The sequence below is a fragment of the Microbacterium sp. cf046 genome (genome assembly GCF_900114345.1).
Classification (GTDB): domain Bacteria; phylum Actinomycetota; class Actinomycetes; order Actinomycetales; family Microbacteriaceae; genus Microbacterium.
Genome location: NZ_FOZJ01000002.1, coordinates 1197989 through 1219977 on the forward strand (window position 1 = coordinate 1197989; position 21989 = coordinate 1219977).

General features: G+C 69.8%; 22 protein-coding genes and 1 tRNA gene. 5 read left to right on the forward strand and 18 right to left on the reverse strand.

The genetic code is table 11. The features are described from left to right. Positions 1 to 116: 116 nt before the first annotated feature. Entirely contained in the window at positions 117 to 1235 is a 1119-nt protein-coding gene (locus tag BM349_RS11985) for an aminotransferase class V-fold PLP-dependent enzyme (protein ID WP_091707050.1), read from the reverse strand. Between the two features lie 110 nt (positions 1236 to 1345). After that, positions 1346 to 2125 (reverse strand): isoprenyl transferase, encoded by a 780-nt coding sequence (locus BM349_RS11990; protein ID WP_091707051.1) that lies wholly within the window; start codon positions 2123 to 2125, stop codon positions 1346 to 1348. A 130-nt stretch (positions 2126 to 2255) separates the two neighbouring features. Here BM349_RS11990 and BM349_RS11995 point away from each other — a divergent pair, with 130 nt between their 5' ends. Continuing rightward, the gene (locus tag BM349_RS11995; protein ID WP_091707283.1) at positions 2256 to 2960 is read left to right on the forward strand and encodes a PAQR family membrane homeostasis protein TrhA; all 705 of its coding nucleotides are present in this window, start codon (positions 2256 to 2258) and stop codon (positions 2958 to 2960) included. A 4-nt stretch (positions 2961 to 2964) separates the two neighbouring features. Here BM349_RS11995 and BM349_RS12000 read toward each other — a convergent pair whose 3' ends face one another. Further along, the gene (locus tag BM349_RS12000) at positions 2965 to 3255 is read right to left on the reverse strand and encodes a hypothetical protein (RefSeq protein WP_091707052.1); all 291 of its coding nucleotides are present in this window, start codon (positions 3253 to 3255) and stop codon (positions 2965 to 2967) included. A 98-nt stretch (positions 3256 to 3353) separates the two neighbouring features. Between BM349_RS12000 and BM349_RS12005 the strand changes: the two genes are divergently transcribed. Together BM349_RS12005 and greA are read left to right on the forward strand one after the other, a co-directional pair. Continuing rightward, positions 3354 to 3746: a DUF4307 domain-containing protein gene (locus BM349_RS12005; protein ID WP_091707053.1), complete on the forward strand. Its 393-nt coding sequence runs from the start codon at positions 3354 to 3356 to the stop codon at positions 3744 to 3746. A 108-nt stretch (positions 3747 to 3854) separates the two neighbouring features. Beyond that, complete coding sequence (gene greA / locus BM349_RS12010; protein ID WP_091707284.1) at positions 3855 to 4346, forward strand: transcription elongation factor GreA; 492 nt, start codon at positions 3855 to 3857, stop codon at positions 4344 to 4346. A gap of 22 nt (positions 4347 to 4368) precedes the next feature. Here greA and ilvA read toward each other — a convergent pair whose 3' ends face one another. Together ilvA and BM349_RS12020 are read right to left on the reverse strand one after the other, a co-directional pair. Continuing rightward, a complete protein-coding gene (gene ilvA / locus BM349_RS12015) occupies positions 4369 to 5589 on the reverse strand; it encodes a threonine ammonia-lyase (RefSeq protein WP_091707054.1) in 1221 nt (406 codons plus the stop codon). Between the two features lie 2 nt (positions 5590 to 5591). Next, on the reverse strand, positions 5592 to 6785 hold the full coding sequence (locus BM349_RS12020; RefSeq protein ID WP_091707055.1) for an AI-2E family transporter: 1194 nt from the start codon (positions 6783 to 6785) through the stop codon (positions 5592 to 5594). Between the two features lie 78 nt (positions 6786 to 6863). Between BM349_RS12020 and BM349_RS12025 the strand changes: the two genes are divergently transcribed. Both BM349_RS12025 and BM349_RS12030 read left to right on the forward strand, forming a co-directional pair. Then, positions 6864 to 8156 (forward strand): winged helix-turn-helix domain-containing protein, encoded by a 1293-nt coding sequence (locus BM349_RS12025; protein WP_091707056.1) that lies wholly within the window; start codon positions 6864 to 6866, stop codon positions 8154 to 8156. Beyond that, the gene (locus tag BM349_RS12030; protein WP_091707057.1) at positions 8153 to 9067 is read left to right on the forward strand and encodes a hypothetical protein; all 915 of its coding nucleotides are present in this window, start codon (positions 8153 to 8155) and stop codon (positions 9065 to 9067) included. The genes BM349_RS12025 and BM349_RS12030 overlap by 4 nt, the downstream gene beginning before the upstream one ends. A gap of 21 nt (positions 9068 to 9088) precedes the next feature. On the opposite strand, the gene BM349_RS12035 is transcribed toward BM349_RS12030, so the two are convergent. From BM349_RS12035 to hisS, 13 genes are all read right to left on the reverse strand, one after another. Then, positions 9089 to 10186 (reverse strand): DNA glycosylase AlkZ-like family protein, encoded by a 1098-nt coding sequence (locus tag BM349_RS12035; RefSeq protein WP_091707058.1) that lies wholly within the window; start codon positions 10184 to 10186, stop codon positions 9089 to 9091. 28 nt (positions 10187 to 10214) lie between these two features. Further along, positions 10215 to 11099 (reverse strand): M48 family metallopeptidase, encoded by an 885-nt coding sequence (locus tag BM349_RS12040; RefSeq protein WP_091707059.1) that lies wholly within the window; start codon positions 11097 to 11099, stop codon positions 10215 to 10217. Between the two features lie 142 nt (positions 11100 to 11241). Next, on the reverse strand, positions 11242 to 11811 hold the full coding sequence (locus tag BM349_RS12045; protein ID WP_091707060.1) for a LemA family protein: 570 nt from the start codon (positions 11809 to 11811) through the stop codon (positions 11242 to 11244). Positions 11812 to 11894: 83 nt separating this feature from the next. Next, the gene (locus BM349_RS12050; RefSeq protein WP_091707061.1) at positions 11895 to 13208 is read right to left on the reverse strand and encodes a D-arabinono-1,4-lactone oxidase; all 1314 of its coding nucleotides are present in this window, start codon (positions 13206 to 13208) and stop codon (positions 11895 to 11897) included. Then, the gene (locus tag BM349_RS12055; RefSeq protein WP_091707062.1) at positions 13205 to 14434 is read right to left on the reverse strand and encodes an alanine racemase; all 1230 of its coding nucleotides are present in this window, start codon (positions 14432 to 14434) and stop codon (positions 13205 to 13207) included. Before BM349_RS12055 ends, BM349_RS12050 begins: the two co-directional genes overlap by 4 nt. Positions 14435 to 14570: 136 nt before the next feature. Beyond that, positions 14571 to 14644: transfer RNA gene (locus BM349_RS12060), tRNA-Leu, on the reverse strand. Positions 14645 to 14676: 32 nt separating this feature from the next. Next, positions 14677 to 16071: an NAD(P)/FAD-dependent oxidoreductase gene (locus tag BM349_RS12065; protein ID WP_091707285.1), complete on the reverse strand. Its 1395-nt coding sequence runs from the start codon at positions 16069 to 16071 to the stop codon at positions 14677 to 14679. Positions 16072 to 16105: 34 nt separating this feature from the next. After that, positions 16106 to 17383, reverse strand: a complete 1278-nt coding sequence (locus tag BM349_RS12070) for a S8 family serine peptidase (RefSeq protein WP_091707063.1) — start codon at positions 17381 to 17383, stop codon at positions 16106 to 16108. Then, positions 17383 to 17901, reverse strand: a complete 519-nt coding sequence (locus BM349_RS12075; protein ID WP_091707064.1) for a DUF501 domain-containing protein — start codon at positions 17899 to 17901, stop codon at positions 17383 to 17385. Before BM349_RS12075 ends, BM349_RS12070 begins: the two co-directional genes overlap by 1 nt. A gap of 58 nt (positions 17902 to 17959) precedes the next feature. Next, a complete protein-coding gene (locus BM349_RS12080) occupies positions 17960 to 18511 on the reverse strand; it encodes an FtsB family cell division protein (protein ID WP_254773845.1) in 552 nt (183 codons plus the stop codon). A gap of 23 nt (positions 18512 to 18534) precedes the next feature. After that, positions 18535 to 19815, reverse strand: coding sequence for a phosphopyruvate hydratase (gene eno / locus BM349_RS12085; protein ID WP_091707065.1), 1281 nt, complete (start codon positions 19813 to 19815; stop codon positions 18535 to 18537). Positions 19816 to 19929: 114 nt separating this feature from the next. Next, entirely contained in the window at positions 19930 to 20643 is a 714-nt protein-coding gene (locus BM349_RS12090) for an O-methyltransferase (protein ID WP_091707066.1), read from the reverse strand. A gap of 57 nt (positions 20644 to 20700) precedes the next feature. Next, positions 20701 to 21966, reverse strand: a complete 1266-nt coding sequence (gene hisS, locus BM349_RS12095) for a histidine--tRNA ligase (RefSeq protein WP_217645671.1) — start codon at positions 21964 to 21966, stop codon at positions 20701 to 20703. Between the last annotated feature and the right edge of the window lie 23 nt (positions 21967 to 21989).

Consider the following 21989-nt stretch of genomic DNA (forward strand, 5'->3'; position numbering starts at 1 on the left):
CGACCCGACCGGGCGCCTTGCCCGATGACTCGACGCTACGACTCGGAAACGTCCGTCACGTTACCGACACGCTGGGGGATGTTTCGGGCCGGTGAACTTCTCGCAGACGGGCGGCATCACCAGACGCGAGCGGACGAGAACGCCGCCAGCGCGTCGCCGAAGAGCCGCAGCGTGTCCGCTCCGGTGCCGACGTGCGGGGCCACGCGCACGAGTCCCGACCGCACGGTGACGGTGATCCCGTGGTTCGCGAGCGATGCAGCGAGGGGCCCGACATCCTGCACCGCCGGCGCCAGGGTCACGATGCCCCCGCGGCGCTCGGGTTCCCTCGGTGTCAGGACCGGGACCTCGTAGCGGTCGGCGAAGAAGATCACATCGCGCGAGCGCTCGGACAGCTCCGCGTCGATGTAATCGATGCCGACATCGCGCACGTCGCGCAGCGCAGTGGCGAGCCTCGCCACTGCGAGATGGTCGGGGCGGCTCACCGTGAACGCCTGGGCGGATGCGGTGGGCTGCGGCACCAGATCGACGGGGAGGTCTCCGTCGACGCCCGCCCAGCCGGACAGCACGGGCGCGATCCGTTCGAGCGCGCGCTCGCCGAACCAGGCGAAGCCCGTCCCCCGCCCGGCACGCAGCCACTTGTAGCCGTTGCCGCAGACGACGTCCGCGGCGGCGTAGTCGGCCTCCACCGCACCGAAGCCCTGCATCGCGTCGACGATCAGCAGCCGGTCTCCGATCACGTCCCGCAGGGCGGTGAGGTCGGCGCGGTAGCCGGTGCGGAAGTCGACGAGGCTGACGGCGACCGCCCGCGTGTCGCCTGTGAGTGCCTCGCGGACCAGTTCCGGCGTGACGAATCCGTTCTCGGGCTCGAGCCACTGGAGGTCGATCGACCCGAGCGCGGCGGCGGCGCGGGTCGCAGTGACCGTGAGGCTGGGGAATTCGCCGCGGGAGAGCATCAGGCCGCCGGCCAGGCCGTAGATCGCCTGCATGAGCCCGGCGGTGGTCGACGGCTGCAGCGCCACCTGCTCGGCATCCGCGCCGAGAAGCTCCGCGAGCAGCTCCCTCGCCTCGAGGACGTGCTCGCCGATCAGGTCGATGCCCGCCCGTCTGCCCGAGCCGAGCAGCTCGGCGTCAGCATGGACTTCGCTTCGCACCGACGGGGAGAGCGGACCGAATGCCGCCCAGTCCAGGTACCCCGGTTCCCCGTCGAACGACGCCAGATATGCTTCCAGGTCCATCACCCGTCACATTCTGGCATGGTGCCGGGGGACGCGGGCCGGCGTGCCTCGACCAGTAGGGCCTGCGCAAGCTCGAGCACGAGCAGCGACGGAGCGGTCACGGGGTGCGTTCAGCTGCCGTAGCGGCGATCGCGACTCGTGTAGTCGCGGATCGCGCGGAGGAAGTCGACCTCGCGCAGGTCGGGCCCGAGGGCCTCCACGAAGTAGAACTCGCTGTGCGCCGACTGCCACAGCAGGAAGTCGCTCAGGCGCTGCTCCCCCGACGTGCGGATCACGAGGTCGGGATCGGGCTGACCGCCCGTGTAGAGATGCTCGCCGATCTGCTCGGGCGTGAGGCTCGCGGCGAGCTCTTCGAGCGATCCGCCCTCCTCGTCGTGCTTGGCGATGATGCTGCGCACCGCGTCGACGATCTCTCCGCGACCGCCGTAGCCGACCGCGAGATTGACGTGCAGACCGGTGTGATCCTTCGTGCGCTCCTCTGCGGCGGCGAGCACCCGGGCGAGATCCGGCGGCAGCAGGTGCGCGCGGCCCATGTGGTTCACGCGCCAGTCCCGCTCGTGCGAGAGCTCCTCGGCGAGCTCGGCGATGATCTCGATCAGGTCGGCGAGCTCCTGCGAATCGCGCTTGATCAGATTGTCGTTCGAGAGCAGGTAGAGCGAGACGACCCGCACGCCCACGTCATCGCACCATTCCAGGAATTCTCGCATCTTGGCGGCGCCGGCGCGGTGCCCGTGAGCGGCGGATTCGTAGCCGAGCTGGCGGGCCCACCGACGGTTGCCGTCGATCATCATCGCGACGTGCCGGGGCACTGCGGAAGGCTCGAGCTGGCGGCGCAGCCGGTTGATGTACAGCCGGTAGAGAGGCCCTCTCCCCTCGCTCGACGCGCTCACACGCCTACGCTACCGTCGCGCCGCCGCGCGCGTGCCACTCGGGGCATACGGCGGCGCGTAGGCTCGTGGCGTGGCCCGCAGCAGGAGTTCCGACGCGCGTTCGGACGAGTTCGAGGACGAGGGCGCCGACATGCCCCAGCTGCCGCTGCTGGAGGTGGCGGAGCTCGACGCGAGCATCGAGATCAAGCCCACCTGGCGCGGCTGGCTGCACGCCGGCACGTTCCCGGTCGCGATCGCCGCGGGCATCGTCCTGATCGCGCTCGCCCAGGGCGCACCCGCCAAATGGGCATCGGCGGTGTTCATGGCGACCTCGATGCTGCTGTTCGGCGCTTCCGCCGTGTATCACCGGTTCAACTGGGGCCCGAAGGCCAAGGCGGTGCTCAAGCGCATCGACCACGCCAACATCTTCCTGCTCATCGCCGGCACCTACACCCCGATCGCCGTGCTCGCCCTCCCTCCCGAGAAGGGGATCCTGCTGCTGTCGCTCGTGTGGACGGGAGCGATCATCGGCATTCTGTTCCGCGTCTTCTGGATCGGGGCGCCGCGCTGGCTCTATGTCGCGCTCTACCTCGTGCTGGGCTGGGCGGCCGTGATGTACATCGTGGATCTGTTCCAGGCCAACGCGGCGATGATGATCCTCGTGATCGTCGGCGGGCTGCTGTACAGCGCGGGCGCCGTGGTCTACGCGATGAAGCGGCCGAACCCTTGGCCTGGCCACTTCGGCTTCCACGAGATCTTCCACGTCTGCACGGTCCTGGCGTTCCTGTGCCATTGGACGGCGTGCCTGCTGATCGCTCTGAACCCGCTGTCGCCGTCGCTCGGCGTGTCTGGCTGAGCCCTCAGCCTGACGGCTTCTGGTCGGGGTCGATCGACTGGTCGTCCACATCGGTGGCCTCGATCGCCTCAGCCGCCTGCTGCTCCGCCTCGAGCTCTTCCTTGATGTCGGCGCGCACGCGGCCGCGCCGGATGCGGCGCATCATGTCCCACACGAGGGCGACCACTGCGACCGCGAGAAGCGCGATGACGACGAAACCCGCAGGCCCGGGGGTGACCAGCGTCGGATCGACGGTCGGCTCGGGTGTCGGCGTTGCGGTGGCGGCGCGCGCAAGTGCGGCGAACGCGTCGTGCATGGGTGTCCTCGTTCCGCGCGCGAGCGCATAGCCTGGAGTATCAAGCCTAATCTTCCCCCGTTCCGCGGGGTGCCGAACCGCTTCTCCGACAGGGCGCCATGACCACTCAGGACATGCTCGACGAGCGATACGGTCGCGCGAGCTCACCGCGCAGGCGGTGGACGATCGGCATCGTGATCGCGATCGCCGCCGTCGTGGTCGGGCTGTTCGCCTGGATGACCGTCGCGAGCACCCTGGACGACGTGCACGTCGACACGACTGGCTTCACGGTGGACGATCCGCGCACCGTGACACTGGCCTTCCAGATCACCGCTCCGGCCGGGCGATCGGTGGCCTGCGCGCTCGAAGCGCAGGACGAGGAGCACGGCATCGTGGGCTGGAAGATCGTCGAACTCCCCGCATCCGAACTGCGCGAACGGGCGTTCCGCGAGGTCATCCCGACGACCGCCGAGGCGACGACAGGTTTGGTCAACGCCTGCTGGGTGACATAGTCTGACCTCACACAGTCGACAGACGCCCTGGCCGGAGCCGGGGCGTTTTGGCATAAAGCCGATGCGCGGCGCGTGATCGACGCACCCCGCCTAGCGAAGGAGACCGACGTGACTGGCGACGCCCCGGCGACGTTCCTGACCCAGGACGCCTACGACCGCCTCGCTTCCGAACTCGAGCGCCTGTCGACCACGGGCCGCGAGGAGATCGCGAAGCGCATCGAATCCGCCCGCGAAGAGGGCGACCTCAAGGAGAACGGCGGCTACCACGCGGCCAAGGACGAGCAGGGCAAGCAGGAGGCGCGGATCCGCACCCTGCAGTACCTCCTGAAGACCGCGACCGTGAGCGAGGCTCCGCAGAGCACCGGCATCGTCGAGCCCGGAACCGTCGTGACCGCGGTCGTCGCCGGTGGCGAGGAGGTCTTCCTGCTCGGCAATCGCGAGATCGCCGTCGACTCCGAGCTCGACGTGTACAGCGAGGCGTCGCCGCTCGGAGCGGCAATCCTCGGCCTGAGAGAGGGCGAGAAGACCTCGTACACCGCACCGAACGGCCGCGAGATCGCGGTCGAGGTCCTCAAGGTGGAGACCTACTCGGGCCAGTAGCCCGCAGGGTCGTCGCCGGTCGTCAATCGGGGACGACGGTGGGGCTGAACCCCGCGCCGCGCAGGATCTCGATCACGTGCGCACGGTGCTCCTCGCCGCGTGTCTCGACGCTCAGCTGCAGGATGACCTCGCTGATCTGCAGGCCCTGGCCGTGCCTGGTGTGCATGACCTCGATCACGTTCGCGCCGGCCTGTGCGAGCAGTTCGGACACGCGTGCGAGCTGGCCGGGTCGGTCCGGCAGCGGGATGCGCAGGGTCATGTAGCGACCGGATGCGGCCAGCCCGTGCGAGACGACACGCTGCAGCAGCAGCGGATCGATGTTGCCGCCGGAGAGCACCGAGACGGTGGGACCGGTCCCGATCACCTTGCCCGCCAGGATCGCGGCCACGCCGACGGCTCCGGCGGGCTCCACGACCTGCTTCGCGCGTTCGAGGAGCATCAGCAGCGCGCGGGCGATGTCGTCGTCGCTGACGGTGACGACCTCGTCGACGAGATCCCGGATCATGTCGAACGGGATGTCCCCCGGCCGTGCGACGGCGATCCCGTCTGCGATCGTGGGCCTGGTCTCGACCTCGAGCGGGCGGCCCGCGGCGAGCGAGGGCGGGTAGGGGGCCGCGTTCTCGGCCTGCACTCCGACGACGCGGACCGTCCGGCCCACCGCCGCAGCACGCGCCTTCACCGCACCGGCGACGCCTGCGATCAGTCCGCCGCCGCCGATGCCGATCAGCACCGTGTCCAGATCGGGAACCGCGTCGAACAGCTCGAGTCCCAGGGTTCCCTGTCCGACGATGATGTCACGGTGGTCGAACGGCGGGATCAGCACCGCTCCGGTGCGCTCGGCGAATTCGGCCGCGAGCCGAAGGGGCGTCTCGACCGTCGCCCCTTCGAGCACGACGTCGGCGCCGTAGCCGCGTGTCGCGAGGAGCTTGGGCACCGGAACCCCGAGCGGCATGAAGATCGTCGCCGGGATGCCGAGGGCCTTCGCCGCGAGCGCCACGCCTTGGGCGTGATTGCCCGCCGACGCCGCGACGACCCCCCTCGCCCGCTCTTCCGCGGTCAGGCGCGAGAGCCGATAGGTGGCGCCGCGGATCTTGAACGATCCGGTGCGCTGGAGGTTCTCGAGCTTGAGGTACACCGGCACGCCGAGCACCTCGGACAGGTGCTGCGACTGGTCGATCGGCGTCCGCGTGATGACGCCGTCGAGGTAGGCGGCGGCATCCTCGAATTCCGCCAGGGTGGGCATGCTCACGGACGAACCCTCCTCGGGCGCGGGACGGTCGTCCAGATCAGGTCGTTGGACGGAGGCGGTGCACCGGCCTCCCATGCGCGATCCCCGATGTACACGGCCACGACGTTGATGAAGGCGGCCAGCGGCACCGCGAACAGGGCACCCGGGATGCCGGCGATCATCGCGCCGCCGGCGACCACGAGCACCACCGCGAGCGGGTGGACCTTGACGGCCGACCCCATCAGCAGCGGCTGCAGCACGTGTCCTTCGATCTGCTGGACGCCCAGGACCACCACGAGCATCCACAGGGCGATCCACGGTCCGTTGTAGATGAGCGCGAGGAAGACCGCGAGCGCGCCGGTGACGACGGCGCCCACGATCGGCACGAAGGCGCCGAGGAACACCAGGACCGCGACCGGGATCGCGAGCGGCACGCCGAGCAGGAACGCGCCCAGCCCGATGCCGACCGCGTCGATCGTGGCGACGAGCAACTGGGTGCGGGCGTAGTTCACGACGGTCACCCAGCCGGCACGCGCAGCCCCGTCGACGGCGGGGCGGGCCTTCACCGGGAACAGACGGGTCGTCCAGCGCCAGATCCCTCCGCCGTCCGCCAGGAGGCACAGCAGGATGAACAGCGTCAGCAGCGCACCGACCGCGACATGACCCAGCGTGGTTCCGAGCGCCAGGGCGCCCGAAAGCAGCAGCTGCGCCTGCTCCTGGAGGAGGGCGAGCCCCTGCTCCAGCAGGTCGTCGATCTGCCCTGCGGTCAGGTGCAGCGGACCGTCGATGAGGTATTGCCGCAACTGCTCGACCGCTTCCACCGTGCTGGCCTGGACGGAGGACCACTGACGGGTGATCTGCCAGATGACGAGCCAGATGAGGCCAGACACGATGGCGAGGGTTCCGACGACCGAGATCGTGATCGCCAGCCATCGCGGAACGCGACGGCGAAGCATCCAGCTGAACACCGGCCACAGCAGCGCGGTCACGAGGATCGCGACCATGAGCGGGATGACCAGGAGCTTCAGCTGGATGACGATCCAGATCCCGACGCCGATCGCGGCCGCGACGACGAGGAAGCGCCACGAATATGCGGTGGCGACCTTCAGTCCCCGCGGAACCGCTCCCGAGACGTCCGTGGACACCACCCGGCTGCGGTCGCGAAGCGCATCGAAGAACGAGCCTCGGGGCTTGTCTCCGGGTGCGCTCATCTCGCAATTCTAGGGTGCCGCCGAAGGCCGGACCCTCGTCAGTCCGTCATGTCGGAGCGCGCAACTAGGCTTGCGGCCGTGAAGGAGACCCTGAGCGTCGCCGAGGCGCGCCGCATCGCACTCGCGGCGCAGGGGTTCGCGCAAGCCCGGCCGGCGCAGCCCGGAACACGTCAGCTGAACCTCGCGATGGCGCGCATGGCGACCCTGCAGATCGACTCGGTCAACGTGTTCGCCCGCTCCCACTACATGCCGCTGTTCTCCCGCCTCGGTCCCTATGACACGGGCGCGCTGGACCGGCTGCTCTTCGCGCGCCGCGCGCCGTACGTGGAGTTCTGGGCGCATGTCGCGTCCTTCATACCCGCCGCTGACTGGGGTCTGTTCCGGTTCCGAATGGAGGCGCTGCGCGAGAAGTACGGCACCGATCCGGACGGCTGGTACCAGAAGCACGGCGAGATCGTCGACTGGGTGCGCTCCGAACTGGCTGAGCGCGGGCCTCTGCGACCCGCGCAGATCGAGCACGATGCGAAGAAGGCCGCCCGTGGCCCATGGTGGGACTGGGACGTCGTCAAGAACGCTCTGGAATACCTGTGGCTGTTCGGAGAGGTGGCGATCGCCGGTCGCCGGGGGTTCGAGCGACGCTACGGGCTGGCCGAGCACGTGCTGCCGGCCGATGTCCTCGCCGCCCCCGTCGACACGAGCGACGCGATCCGCGAGCTGATCGGTCGGGCGGCGAAGGCCCACGGCGTCGGCACTGCATCCGATCTCGCCGACTACTGGCGGATCAAGGACCGGCGCGCCGTCATGACGGCGATCCGCGAACTGCAGGACGCGGGAGTGCTGCAGCCGGTCACCGTCGACGGCTGGCAGTCCGCAGGACGCCCGGCGAAGGCCTGGGTGCACCGGGATGCCGCCCTCCCCCGGCGCGTCGATGCGGCGGCGATCCTGACCCCGTTCGATCCCGTCGTGTGGTTCCGCGACCGCGCCGAGCGCCTCTTCGACTTCGAGTACCGCATCGAGATCTACACCCCGGCGCCGAAGCGGCGGTTCGGCTACTACTCGCTGCCGGTGCTGATCGGCGACGATATCGTCGGGCGCGTCGATCTGAAGGCCGACCGCGCGAGCTCGACCCTCCTCGTGCAGTCCGCGTGGTGGGAGCGGACGCGACCCGCGGATGCCGCGGCACGTCTCGCCGAGGAGCTCCGAGCAGCCGCGCGATGGCAGGGTCTGGGTTCGATCTCGGTGTCACGGTGGGGCGATGCGACCGACGACGTCGCGGAGGTCCTGACGGAGGCCCGACGCCACGAGGCGGGCGCGGCGGAGCCGGTCGCTCTGGCACCCGACGAACCGGACCGGGTTAGCGTAGACGGGTGAAACGGGCAGCGACGATCGGGCTGGCGATCGGCGCGACCGCGGTCGTCGCCCTGGGGCTCGGCGTCGCGATCTGGGCATCGACGCGTCCGCCCAGCGCAGTGGGAATCGTCCAGGACTACTTCGCCGCGCTGGAGGCGGGAGACGCCGACCGTGCCGTCGCATCCACTGCGATCCAGCAGCAAGCGGCCGACGAGGCCGTGGCGGCGTACGGCGGCGCAAGCGACCGGGTGACCGATGCGCGAGTCACCTCATCGTCGGAGCAATCGGACTCCGCTCGCGTCGACGCGACCTACTCCCTCGCCGGAGACCCCCACGAGGTCTCGCTCAGGCTCACGCACGACGAGGCGAACGGGTGGAGGATCACGGATGCCGTGGCCGTGGTCACGGCATCGGCGACGGTCGGCGGCGACGTCGGTATCGGCGATGCGGTCGTTCCCGCAGGCGGCGACGTCGCCCTGCTGCCCGGTCGCTACGAATTCGCCGCGCTGCCGCCGGGACTGGTCTCGGGTACGACGACGGTGGACGCCGAACCCGGCGTCGACCAGTCCGTGACGGTTGCCGCATCCCTCACGGCCGAGGCGACCGCCGCAGCGCAGACGCAGCTGGACGCGTACGCCGACGAGTGCACCGAGCCTGCGACAGCCGTCCCCGAGCACTGCGGCATCCGCGTGCCGTGGGCGGCCGACCTCGCGACGCTGACCGCGGTGGAGTTCCGCATCGACGAGCGCCCCACGGTCGAGCTCGACGGCGATGCGAAGACATTCGCCGCGACCGGCGGCGTGCTCGTCGCGACGGTCACCGGCACGACCCGCGCGGGCGCCACCGCGAGCTTCACCTACCGCGCCGACGACTGGGCACTGCGCGGGACGGTGTCGTTCGGCGGCGGCGAGATGGTGCTCGCCGTCGGCTGATCGCGCACTGAGCCGCGGCGCTCACGCCCCCGGGATGCCGGTCACCTCGAGTCCCAGCCATGAGGACAGATCGCGGATCTCGTCGTGCACCGCATCCCTCACCTCCGGCGCGAACGTCTCGTCCTCGTGGATCGCGGCGACGCGGAAGACCCCGGCCCTGCGATCGGCGGCGGCATCCAGTTTTCCGATCAGACGGTCGCCATGCAGGATCGGCAGCGCGAAGAAGCCCCAGCGACGCTTCGCCGCGGGCTTGTACATCTCCACGATGTACTCGAAGCCGAACACGTCCTGAGCGCGAGCGCGGTCGAAGACGAGCCGGTCGAACGGCGAGAGCAGCGCGGTGCGCCCGGCGAACCGATGGCTTGGGTCGAGCAGGGTGGGGTCGACGCGCCATGTGCCGTCCACCCCTTCGATCGTCGCCTCCTCCCCGACCATCGCCACGTCGATGGGCTCGACGGGCTGCTTGACGGCCTTCGGCCGCGCGATCCCCAGATAGCCCAGCCGCCGCTCGGCCCGCTCCTGTTCCGCCTCCTCAGCGGTCAGCTCGACGACCTCGCCGGGATACACCCGTTCCGCGACGTCCCACACGCGCTCCTTGCCGTCGCGCCCGGAGATCGCCGCTTCACCGCGCATCACGAGGAACTCGAGCATCTGCGAGACGTTGCGGTCGTTCGTCCAACCGCTCGAGCGCCACGAGACCTGGCTCGTGTCGGGGATCTCGCCGGTGCGCAGAGGTCCCTCGGCACGCAGCTGCGCGAGCACGTCCCGGCGGAATCGGTCGTTCGCGTCGAGCCAGTCGCGATGCTGCCGGTACGGCGGCCACGCCCGCATGATCGGCAGGTACAGCGCGAGGTCCTCCATCGGCCGGTAGAAGCCGGCCCACTCGAACACCGCGCGATCGTCCTCGACGGCGCGGACCAGATCGGCGGGCTGATAGGGCCAGCCGATCCGGCTCCACAGGATGTGGTCGGCGCTCGGCGCGACGGCGGCAGTGGGATCGATGTTCACGATCGCGAGCCCGTCCACGGCTTCCACGATCCCGCCGGGACGATCCGCGCTGAGCAGTTGGGCGCGGACCGCGATGCGGCGCGCCTCCTCGCGCGTGAGCCGATGCGTCATGGCTCGAGGGTAGCGGCGGCCGCTGACCCTAGAACTGGCCGCCCATCGTCTGCAGCCGCTCGATCCGGTCCGGGATCGGCGGGTGGGTCGCGAACAGGCGCGCGAGCGCATTGGGCTGCAGGGGGTCGGCGATCCACAGGTGCGCCATCGAGGTGTTGGCCTTCTTGAGCGGACGACCGTACTCGCCGAGCTTGCCCAGAGCGGATGCGAGGCCGTCGGGGTCGCGCGTCGTCATCGCGCTCGTCGCATCCGCGAGGTACTCCCGCTGTCGTGAGATCGCCGCCTGCACCGCGCCGGCCAGCAGCGGGGCGACCAGCGCGGCGACGACGCCGAAGAGCAGGAACAGCAGCTGCGCCTGACCACTGCCGCCGCGACGGCCACCGAAGAAGGCGAACCGCATGAAGATGTCGGCCAGGATCCCGACCGCCACGACGAGTCCGAACACGATGAGCGACACTCGGATGTCGTAGTTGCGGATGTGTCCGAGTTCGTGCCCCAGCACTCCCTCGAGCTCACGATCCGTCATCAGCTCGAACAGCCCGGTCGTGACGGTGATCGACGCCTCTTCAGGCTTGCGGCCCGTGGCGAACGCGTTCGGGGCGGGATCGTCCACGACGTACAGCTTCGGCATCGGCGTGCCGGTGGCGATGCACAGGTTCTCGACGAGCCGGAAGAAGCGCGGGGCGTCCTCCTGGGTCACCTGCACCGCGCCGGACATCGCGATGGCCTCGCGATCGGCGAAGAAGTACTGGAACGTCGCGTACCCGGCGGCGAAGATCAGGATGAACGCCGTGATCCACCAGTTGTTACCGGCCAGCCACCCGGCCAGCAGCCCGATCCCGCCCAGCAGGAGGATGAACGCGCCCAGGATGAACCAGGTGTTGCGCTTGTTGCGCGCGATGGCGCTGTACATCAGGAGTTCCCGAGAGGGTCCAGGCCTCGATACGGCGCTCGCCCGCTCGGCTGTCGAGTAGCGAGCGCCAGCGAGTGTATCGAGACACGACCTTGACACGCGGGCGCATCAACGTTGCTGCGCAACATTGATCCGCTCCGTGTCAAAACTGAACGCGCGGAGGCTCTGAGATCGCAGCGCCGTCGACGACCTCGAAGAACTCGCGCTCGGTGAAGCCCAGGTTGCGCGCGAAGAGGTTGTTCGGGAACACCTTGATCTTCGTGTTGAGCTCGCGCACACCGCCGTTGTAGAACCGGCGGGACGCCTGGATCTTGTCCTCCGTGTCGACGATCGACTGTTGCAGCTGGAGGAAGTTCTGGCTCGCCTGCAGCTGCGGATACGCCTCGGCGACCGCGAACAGCGACTTGAGCGCCTGCTGCATGTGTCCCTCGGCGACACCCGCTTCAGCCGGTCCGCCGGCCGTCAGGGTCTCGGCCCTGGCCCGCGTGACGTTCTCGAAGACGGCCTTCTCATGCGCGGCGTACCCCTTCACCGCCTCGATGAGATTCGGCAGCAGGTCGGCTCTGCGCTTGAGCTGCACCGTGATGTCACTCCACGCCTCGTCGACACGCACGTTCAGCGCGACCAGCGAGTTGTACGTGGCCCACAGATAGATGCCGACGATGACGGCGAGCGCCACGACCATCAGTACCGGGATCAGCCATTCCCACATAGCGCGTGACTCCGTTCGAGGTTTGCCCTCATCCTAGCCACGCGCGATGCCGCAGATGAGAGCCGTCTCACGACTCTCAGCCCTTACTCACCCAGTACGCGCTCGAGATAGGCGTTCTGGAACATGCGCTGCGGGTCGAGCCGGTCCCGCAGGGCGACGAAGTCGTCGAAGCGGGGATAGCGGTCGCGCACGGTCGCGGCATCCAGCGAGTGCATCTTGCCCCAGTGCGGCCGACCTCCGAAGCCGAGCATGATCTGCTCGACCGCGTCGAAATACTCGGCGGGGTCCTCTCTCCAGTAGCGGTGGACGGCGATGTATCCCGACGCCCGACCGTGCGCGGTCGACATCCACAGGTCGTCCTGCTGGGCGAAGCGCACCTCGACCGGGAATCCGATGCGCCACGCCGAATCCTGCACCGTGGAGCGCAGCGCATCGAAGGCCGGCCGGACATTCTCGGCGGGCACGGCGTACTCCATCTCGCGGAACCGCACCGAGCGCTCCGTCGCGAACACGCGGTGCGACTCATCCGTGAATTCGCGGTTGCCCCACAGGCGCACCGAGGTGCGATTGATCGCGGGGACCGTGGAGGGCACGGCGCGCCCGACGCTGCACGCCACCTGATGCGCACCGCTGCCGACCACGACGTCATCCATCCACTTGCCGAACGGCTTGAGGGGGTGTCGCACGGCGCTCTCCGGAAGGCGCGTGTTCGTCTTGGTCATCGCCTTGTCGGTGTGCGGGAACCAGTAGAACTCGAAGTGGTCGGATGCCGACACCCGCGCGTCCAGCGAATCGAGCACATCCTGGAGAGGCTCGGGGCGCTCGACCGCCTCGAGCAGGAACGCGGGAACGCACTGGAGCGTGATCTCTACCAGGATCCCCAGGGCGCCGAGGCCGAGCGCCACCGCGGGCAGCAGTTCGGCGTTCTCGTCCTCGTCGACCACGAGGAGGTCACCGTCGGCGGTGACGAGCGTCGCCGCGGTCACCTGGGTCGCGATGCCGCCGAACGCGGCGCCCGTGCCATGGGTGCCGGTGGAGATCGCCCCGGAGATCGACTGCCGGTCGATGTCGCCGAGGTTCGGCATGGCGAGCCCGTACGGCGCGAGCAGCTTCGGGATCTGGTGCAGCCGCGTCCCGGCGCGGAGCGTCACCCGCCCCCGTGCTCGGTCCGCGCGGACCAGCCCGGTCAGATCCGTCAGATCCAGCAGCACTCCAGGCGCCACCGCGATCCCCGTGAAGCTGTGCCCGGCACCCACGGCTTTGACCCGCATCCCGCGGGATGCCGCCGCCTTCACCGATCGCTGCACGGCCTCGGTCGACCGCGGGAACTCCACGCGCTGCGGGCGGACCTTGGCCGTGCGGCCCCAGTTCTCCCACACGCCTCCGGGACGTGTCACAGGAACGACTTCCCCTCGCCTCGATAGGTGGGCGCCTCGCCGATCAGCCGATCGGCGTCGACGAGATGGTACCGGTCGACGCGCTCGGCGAGCTCCCCGCTCTTGGAGTGCCGGAACCATACCCGATCGCCGATCGCGAGCGATCGCGCGGACTCCCCCTGCAGGGGCGTCTGCACTTCGCCGGCACCTTCGCGCGCGAGGGTGGCAAGACCCTCGGGCCAGACCGGCCGGGGCTGGCGCGATGCGACCGGGGGTCCCGACGCGATCCATCCGCCGCCGAGCACCGTGGCGATATCGGGCATCGGCTTGCGCACGACCTCGAGGGCGAACGCGGCCGCGGGCGCAGGATCGAATGCGCGGTATCCGTCGAACAGGTGCCCGGCAAGCAGTCCGCTGCCTGCGGTCAGCTCTGTGACCGCCAGGTCGGACGCCGTCAGCTCGAGCGAGCCCGTTCCCCCGCCGTTGACGAACTCGAGCGGTGCGATGTCGCGCAGCGCGCCGACGATGGCGGCGCGCCGGTCGAGCAGTTCCTGGCCCGATCTGCGCTGCATCCAGCGGATGAGCCCGTCGCCGGAGCCGGTGGCATCGCCCTGACCGGCGATCTGCGCTTCGTACATCATCAGACCCACGAGCCGGAATCCGGGACGCGCGGCGATCGCCCGCGCCAGGTTCGCCACCTCGCCCGGCTCGTGCACCGGGGACCGCCGAACGCCGATGTGCCCGAGTCCTCGTGTCCGCCAGGAGGCGTCGGCGTCGATCGCGATGCGGATCACGGGGCGCGCAGCGGGCGCGACGACCGCGTCCACGACGTCGAGCTGGGCGATGTCGTCCACCATGAGCGTCACCCGCGTCGTCGCCGCCTCGTCGGCGACCAGCGCCGCGATCGCGGCTCGGTCGACGCTCGGATACCCCAGGACGACGTCGTCGTGCGTCTGCGCGAGCCACAGCGCCTCGGGCAGGGTGAATGCGAGGATGCCGTGATAGCCGGGCAGTGCGAGCGTGGCGTCGATCACCTCGCGCACCCGGACCGACTTGCTCGCGACGCGGATGGGCACGCCGGCGGAGCGCACCACCATGTCGAGCGCGTTGTATCGGAGTGCGGCGAGGTTCAGTGCGGCGACGGGGCCCGACACGCCGGCCACGGCATCCGTCATGCCCGACCAGTATTCGTCGGGATCGGCCCACGGTGTCGCGGCGCCGGCTCCGGCGAGCAGATCGATCGTCATCGCTGGACGCTCATCGGCGAGTGGGCACACATGGCCACCAGCCTACGTCCCACCGTTCGCGTCCACGGACTGCGGCATTCAGCCGTACCCCCGCCGGGATTCATCCCCACCGCCGTGCGGGCGGCGCGATCAGCCGTACCCCCGCCGGGATTCGAACCCGGACTGAAGCGATTTTAAGTCGCCTGCCTCTGCCGGTTGGGCTACGGGGGCGCTCGCTCGTGCGAACGCCTCCACGGTACCGGTCAGCTCGTCGCGGCGACCTTCTCGACCGGCGCGGCGACCGCCTTCGCGGGTGCGGCGGCCTCGGCGGGCTGCGGCGGGCGCGGGCGAGCCGCGAACTCCTCGAACACGTAGCGGGGATCCTGCACGGCCTGCAGGTTGACCAGGTCGCGGCCCAGCCAGAAGTTGTTCCACCAGCCCCACACCACGCGGAACTTGCGCTCCCACGAGGGCATCGCCAGCCCGTGGTAGCCGCGGTGGGCCACCCAGGCCACGAAGCCCTTGAGGGCGATCTTGCCGGACTGGAAGACACCGTTGTAGAGGCCGAGACCCGCGACGGCGCCGAGGTTCTTGTGGAAGTACTCGTGGGGAAGCTCTCCGCGCAGCACTGCGACCAGGTTCTTCGCGAGCAGCTTGGCCTGTCGGACGGCGTGCTGCGCGTTGGGCACGCAATAGCCGCCGACTCCGCCGCCGGTCAGGTCGGGCACCGCGGAGACGTCTCCGGCCGCCCAGGCGCCCTCCACGAACTCCTCCTCGGTGCCGACGCGCAGATCGGCGCGGGTGCGGATGCGACCGCGCTCCTCCACCGGCAGGTCGCCGCCGCGGACGACGGTCGGGTTCGCCATGACGCCCGCGGTCCAGATGATCAGGTCGCTCGGGATGACCTCGCCCGTGGACAGCTCGACGTTGCCGTCGACGGCCCCGGTCACCTGCGTGTCCAGGTGCACGGACGCACCGCGCTTGGCGAGGTCCCGCAGCACCCATTCGCTCGTCTTGAGCGACACTTCGGGCATGATCCGGCTCATCGCCTCGATCAGGTGGAAATGCGTGTCGTCGAAGGTGACCTCGGGATAGCGGCCCACGAGCGCGGAAGCGAAGTTGCGCAGCTCGGCGAACACCTCGATGCCGGCGAATCCGCCGCCGATGACGACGACCGTGAGGAGGCGGTCGCGGTCGGGTCCGGGAGGAAGCACGGACGCCTTGTCGAAGTTGGACATCAGGCGGTCGCGGATGGCGACGGCCTCTTCGATCGTCTTGAGGCCGATCGCGTTGTCTGCGATCCCCGGGATCGGGAACGTCCGCGAGACGGCGCCGGCGGTCACGACGATCTGGTCGTACTCGAGTTCGTAGGGATCACCCGCGATTGGGGTGATCGTCGCGACCTTGTCGGCATGACGGATGCCGGTGACCTTCGCCGCGACGATCTTCGTCTTCTTGAGGTGACGGCGCAGCGCGACGACGGAGTGCCGTGCCTCGATCGATCCGGCCGCGACCTCGGGGAGGAACGGCTGATAGGTCATGTAGGGCAGCGGGTCGACGATCGTGACCTCGGCCTCCCCCTTGCGCAGGTGCTTCTCGAGCTTCCAGGCGGTGTAGAAGCCCGCGTAGCCACCGCCGACGATGAGGATCTTGGGCACGGTGTTGCTCACGGTGGGGAGTACTCCTGGGGTGTCAGCGGCTCGGCGTCCGGGACGCCAATCGGATACGTCGGACAGCTGCGGTGACGCCGAGAGCCACCAGTATAGCCGCCGCCGACCCGGCCATCAGCGGAAGCGTTCCATAGAGCAGTGTGTCGGTCGACGGAAGCAGCGGCGACCCGGCGCGGGTCGCCGCGTCCGCCGGCGGCAGCGGATCGACCTCGACCGGCTCGACCGTCGGGACCGGCGCGGGGCCGCTGTCCGCCCGACGGTAGAGGCGGATCCAGTCCTCGAGGCTGCCCATCGGGTTCGCGCTCACGGACGGAACGGTCGCGGAGACGGCGGCGGCGGCATCCACGAGTCCCGCCCCGTACAGCAGCGGATCGGGATCCGCGGTCGTGCCGGGCGGGCGGTCGGCCGTTTCGATGATGCGGTTGATGACGTTGTTCGCGTCCATGTCGGGATGCGCGGAGCGCACGAGCGCGGCAACCCCGGCGACGATCGGCGCCGCGCCGCTGGTGCCGTTCCACAGCACCAGGCGGCCGTCGGCGGACACGCCGACGAGGTCCTCGCTCGGCGCGGAGACACCGATCGTGATCCCCTGCGTGGATGCCTCGACGCTCGCCTTGCCGGAGGTGTCGACGCCCGCAACGGTCAGGACGCCCGGGATCGTCGCGGGTGCGCCCACGCGCGATGTCCCGCTGCCGCGGTTGCCCGCTGCGACGACGACCACCACGTCGTGGTCGTACGCGTACAGGAATGCGGAGTCCCAGCTCTCGTCCCAGTCGGGCGTGTTGGTCGTGAGCGACAGATTGATGACGTCCGCGCCGTTGTCGACCGACCAGCGGATGGCCTCGGCGATCTGTTCGCTGAACGGAACCTTCGCTGAGGACCCGAAGCCGACCGACACCGACAGCAGCTCGGCCTCCGGCGCGACGCCGATCATGCCCGTCCCAGCCCCGGTGCCGCGCGCTGCCGCGAGCGATGCGACCCAGCTCCCGTGGTTCGCGTCCACCGCTCCGACCGGAGTGCGGCCGTCCGCGGAGCCGCTGCCCGAGACATCCGTGCCGTCGACCACGGCGCCCTCGAACTCGACCGGACCCCGCCCGATGCCGGTGTCGATGATCGCGATCCGAACGCCCGCGCCGCGAGTGGTGGCCCAGGCATCCTGGATGCCGTACTCGTCGAGCCAGTACTCCGCGGCCCGCACTGGATCCTCCGGCGCGACCGGCACGGCGGCCGGAGCGATCGTGGAACCCGTCAGCAGACCGACGGCGAGGACGCAGCCGGATGCCGCGAGCACGCCGCGCATCAGCCGGCCGTCCCCGGCTCTGCGCATACGCAGCGCTGCGGCGACCAGCCCGACAGGGCGAGTGCCCGATCGCCGATCGGATTGACTCCCGGACCCGCGGCCAGGGAGTGCGCGGCCAGGGCGTGCAGGCATTTCACGCGCGTCGGCATCCCGCCCGCCGAGATGCCGTCGATCTCGTCGACCTGGCCGAAGCCTGCTCGGTCGCTCAGGTACGCCTCGTGCGCGCGCCGGTAGGCCTCGGCCACTTCGGGATCCGCCGCGAGCTCGTCGCTGAGCGTCCGCATGACCTGCGTCGCCTCCAGGCCGGACATCGCGGCCGTCGCCGCGGGATGCGTCAGGTAGTAGAAGGTCGGAAACGGGGTGCCGTCCGCGAGACGCGGCGCCGTCGCGGCCACGGTCGGGTTGCCGCAGACGCACCGCGCCGCGATCCCGACGACGTCGCGGGCCGGCCGACCGAGCTGCGCGCGCAGCACCGTCAGATCGGCCTCGCCGACCGGCGGGAACGGGGGTGTGGTCACGCCGCCCAGGCTATCGCCACCGGCTGAGGGCTTGCCCAGCGCGGCTGGAGCGCCGGAGTCACGGGGTCGGCGTCGGCGAGCCGCTCGGATCGGTGTCGGACACACCGATCGTGGGCGCCTTCACGGTCTGGGCCATCCCGGCCTCGGTGACGGAGCGAACGAACTGCACCATCCAATCCGTGCGGGTCTGCTCGACCTCGTCGCTGACCGGCGCCTGCTCCTGCGGCACCAGTGCCGGTGGCAGGTCGTCGTCGACGAGGTAGACGACCTCGCCGGGCCTGACGTAGTACAGGCGCTCGCGAGCCTGGGTCGTGATGTACGCCGGATCGGTCCACCTGTCGCGCTGGGCCTCGAGGTCGGCGACGTCCTCCCTGCTGACCTCGACCGACGCCGCGAGGGCCGCGATCTGCTGGCGCTGGTCGACATACGTGCCGATCGTCGGCACCAGCACGAACGCGGCCAGCACGACCAGCCCGAGCATGATCACCATGAACCCCGACAGACGGATGCCGCCGAGCCAGCCCCGCACATCGACCGGTCGCCGTGGAGGGCGCCGTGGCCGAGAGGTGGCCTTCGGGGCGCGGGAAGGGGGAGCCGTCGTCTTGGCCACGGCTCCCCCTCACGCTCTGCCTGCTACGCGGTGTACCTCGGGAAGGCGGAACGGCCGGCGAACTCCGCCGCGTCGCCCAGCTCCTCCTCGATGCGCAGAAGCTGATTGTATTTCGCCACGCGCTCGCTGCGGGCGGGCGCGCCGCTCTTGATCTGACCCGAGTTCACGGCGACCACGAGGTCGGCGATCGTGGTGTCCTCGGTCTCGCCGGAACGGTGGGAGAACATCGTCGTGTACCCGGCGCGATGGGCCATGTCCACGGCATCCAGGGTCTCCGACAGTGTGCCGATCTGGTTCACCTTGACCAGCAGCGAGTTGGCGACGCCGCGCTTGATGCCGTCCGAGAGACGGGTCGGGTTGGTGACGAACAGGTCGTCGCCGACGAGCTGGATCTTCGATCCGAGCTTCTCGGTGAGGTGCTTCCAGGCGTCCCAGTCGTCCTCGGCGAGGGCGTCTTCGATCGTGACGATCGGGTAGGCGTCGGCGAGCTCGACGTAGTAGTCGGTGATCTCCTCGGCCGACCAGGCCTTGCCCTCGAACTGGTACTTGCCGTCTCGGAAGAACTCGGTCGCAGCGACGTCCATCCCGAGTGCGATCTCGGTGCCGGGTGTGAAGCCCGCCTTCTCGATCGCGGTGATGAGGAAGTCGAGGCCCTCGCGGTTGCTCGGAAGGTCGGGGGCGAAGCCGCCCTCGTCGCCGAGGCCCGTCGCGTAGCCCGCCTTCAGGAGCTCGCCCTTGAGGACGTGGTAGGTCTCGGTGCCCCAGCGCAGCGCCTCGGCGAACGTCGATGCGCCAATGGGGGCGAGGAAGAACTCCTGCATGTCGATGCCGTTGTCGGCGTGCGAACCGCCGTTGATGACGTTGAACAGCGGCACGGGCAGGATGTGCGCGTTGGGGCCGCCCAGGTAGCGGAACAGCGGGAGGTCGGCCGAGTCGGCGGCGGCCTTGGCCACCGCGAGGCTGACACCGAGGATCGCATTGGCGCCCACGCGGCCCTTGTTGTCGGTCCCGTCGACCTCGATCAGGATCTCGTCGATGATGCGCTGCTCGCTGGCGTCCACGCCTTCGATCGCCGGGCCGAGCTCGTCGACGACTGCGGCGACGGCCTTCAGCACGCCCTTGCCGCTGTAGCGGGTCTTGTCACCGTCGCGAAGCTCGTACGCCTCGAACGCGCCGGTGGATGCGCCGGAGGGGACGGCCGCGCGCTGGACGATGCCGTCGTCGAGCAGGACCTCCACTTCGACGGTCGGGTTTCCGCGCGAATCCAAGATCTCGCGCGCGTTGACAGCCTCGATTAGTGCCACAGAGGACTCCTTGTGTGGTGGAGGGTGGATCGGGAGCGTCGTCGGTCCGCTCGCCAGTCTAGCCAGGCGGATGCCGCGGCACAGGGCTCGTGATCAGTGCGGGGTGCGGCGGCTTCAGTCGGCGGACGGCATCGCCGCGGCATCCGTCACCAGCGCGATGGCGACGCCGTCCCAGCCCTTCAGATCGAGCGTCTGGAGTGCGGTCGCGTCGAATCGCGGGTCCCTGCCCAGCATCTCCAGTCCGCGTTGCGTGCCGATCACATGCGACGCGGTCGTGGCGGGATTGGCCACCTCTCCACCGCGGCCGATGTTGTCGACGACCACGACGGTGCCGGGGTGCCCGAGACGCGCGGCCCAGTCGAGGTAGATCGTGTTGGACTCCTTGTCGGCGTCGATGAACACCAGATCGAACCTCGGTACGTCTCCCGCGAGGATCGGGGCCTCCAGCGTCGGCAGCACATCCTCGCCACGGCCGACGCGGATCTCCACCTTGTCGCCGACACCCGCGCGGTCGATGTTCGCCCGCGCGATGGCTGCGATCGCCGGCTCCGCCTCGATCGTGACGACGACGCCTCCTTCGGGGATGCCGCGCGCCATCCAGATCGTGGAGTACGCGCCGAGCGTGCCGATCTCGAGCACGCGACGAGCTCCCGAGATCCGGGCGAGCAGGTGAAGGAGCTTGCCGGAGACAGGGGCGACCTCGATTGCGGGCAGGCCGGCGGCGTGCTGCTCGGCCACCGCTTTGTCCAGATCAGGGTCGTGCCCGACCAGGGTCTCGGTCAGGTACGCGTCGACGCGACGCCACGCGTCAGGAGTGGGTTCGGCCATGCCGCCAGCCAACCCGCCCGGTGGACGCGCGTCAACCGTTCCCCTTCGACCGCGACGTCAAGTGAGGGGCTTGAACTCCAGTGCCTCGATGCTCGATCCGGGCGAGACGGTCGCGAAGGACGAGTACCCGTCGGATGCGGCTCGCTCGAGCAGGGCCCTGAGGTTCTTGGGCCGCTGCTCCAGCCGCACTCGCGCTCCGTCGGCGGTCAGCGAAGCTTTCAGCCCCAGCAGCTCGTCCAGTGGCACATCGCGGTCGTGGACCAGGACGATCGCTCGCTCATCGTCCGCGGTCGAGTCGTCGACCAGGTCCACCAGTCGCTCGAAGCCGAGCGAGAAGCCCACGGCGGGGACGTCCTGCCCGAGGAAGCGCCCGATCATGCCGTCGTAGCGGCCGCCGCCGCCGAGCGAGTAGTCGACGCTCGGGTGGGCGAGCTCGAAGATCGTGCCGGTGTAGTAGCCCATGCCGCGCACCAGGAACGGGTCGAACACGAGGGGGACGCCGCCGACGTCGTCCGGCACGCGGGTGGAGGAGACGGCGTCGCCGATGCCGACGAGGTGCGCGATCACGTCGTCGGGTGCGCCGTCCGGCAGCGCCTTTCGGATCTGGCGTTCGCCGTAGGGGTTGTACTCGAGCGTCTGCGGGCGGCGCAGGAACGCCTCGAAGGCGTCGACGGCGACACCGGTGGCCCCGCGCTCCCGAAGCTCGGCGACCACGCCGTCCGGGCCGATCTTGTCGAGCTTGTCGATCGTGATCAGCACGCCGGGTCGCTCGTCCGAGCCGAAGCCGAAGCTCTCCAGCATCCACTCCAGCGCGCGGCGGTCGTTGATGCGCACCGTCGCCCCGTCGAGCCCGAGTGCGTCGACCGCGTCGAGCGTGGCGACGATGAGCTCCGCTTCGGCTCGTGAGGACGCATCCCCCACCACATCGATGTCGCACTGCACGAACTGGCGGTACCGGCCCTTCTGCGGACGCTCCGCGCGCCACACCGGCGCGATCTGCACGGCGCGGAACACGGATGGCAGCTCCGCGCGGTGGGTCGCGTAGAAGCGTGCGAGCGGCACGGTCAGGTCGTACCGCAGGCCGAGGTCGGCCAGCGCAGCGGGATCCTCGGCAGCGGCGCGGATCGCGTCCGCGTCCAGACCCCGCTTGAGCACGTTGTACGCGAGCTTCTCGTTGTCGCCGCCGATGCCGGCGTGCAGGCGGGCGTGATCCTCCATGACCGGCGTCTCGATCTCATCGAAGCCGTGCGCGCGGTAACGGCCGCGGATCACGGCGAGCACGCGTTCGCGTCGGGCCTTCTCAGCGGGGAGGAAGTCGCGCATGCCGCGCGGCGGGTTCACGGATG

Bases quoted from the DNA above. Each gene is read 5' to 3' on its own strand.
- BM349_RS11985 (WP_091707050.1), bottom strand. From the start codon at position 1,235: ATGGACCTGGAAGCATATCTGGCGTCGTTCGACGGGGAACCGGGGTAC.
- BM349_RS11995 (WP_091707283.1), top strand. From the start codon at position 2,256: ATGCCCCAGCTGCCGCTGCTGGAGGTGGCGGAGCTCGACGCGAGCATC.
- BM349_RS12000 (WP_091707052.1), bottom strand. From the start codon at position 3,255: ATGCACGACGCGTTCGCCGCACTTGCGCGCGCCGCCACCGCAACGCCG.
- BM349_RS12005 (WP_091707053.1), top strand. From the start codon at position 3,354: ATGACCACTCAGGACATGCTCGACGAGCGATACGGTCGCGCGAGCTCA.
- ilvA (WP_091707054.1), bottom strand. From the start codon at position 5,589: ATGCCCACCCTGGCGGAATTCGAGGATGCCGCCGCCTACCTCGACGGC.
- BM349_RS12020 (WP_091707055.1), bottom strand. From the start codon at position 6,785: ATGAGCGCACCCGGAGACAAGCCCCGAGGCTCGTTCTTCGATGCGCTT.
- BM349_RS12035 (WP_091707058.1), bottom strand. From the start codon at position 10,186: ATGACGCATCGGCTCACGCGCGAGGAGGCGCGCCGCATCGCGGTCCGC.
- BM349_RS12040 (WP_091707059.1), bottom strand. From the start codon at position 11,099: ATGTACAGCGCCATCGCGCGCAACAAGCGCAACACCTGGTTCATCCTG.
- BM349_RS12045 (WP_091707060.1), bottom strand. From the start codon at position 11,811: ATGTGGGAATGGCTGATCCCGGTACTGATGGTCGTGGCGCTCGCCGTC.
- BM349_RS12055 (WP_091707062.1), bottom strand. From the start codon at position 14,434: ATGACGATCGATCTGCTCGCCGGAGCCGGCGCCGCGACACCGTGGGCC.
- BM349_RS12070 (WP_091707063.1), bottom strand. From the start codon at position 17,383: ATGCGCGGCGTGCTCGCGGCATCCGGCTGCGTCCTCGCCGTCGGTCTG.
- BM349_RS12090 (WP_091707066.1), bottom strand. From the start codon at position 20,643: ATGGCCGAACCCACTCCTGACGCGTGGCGTCGCGTCGACGCGTACCTG.
- hisS (WP_217645671.1), bottom strand. From the start codon at position 21,966: ATGCGCGACTTCCTCCCCGCTGAGAAGGCCCGACGCGAACGCGTGCTC.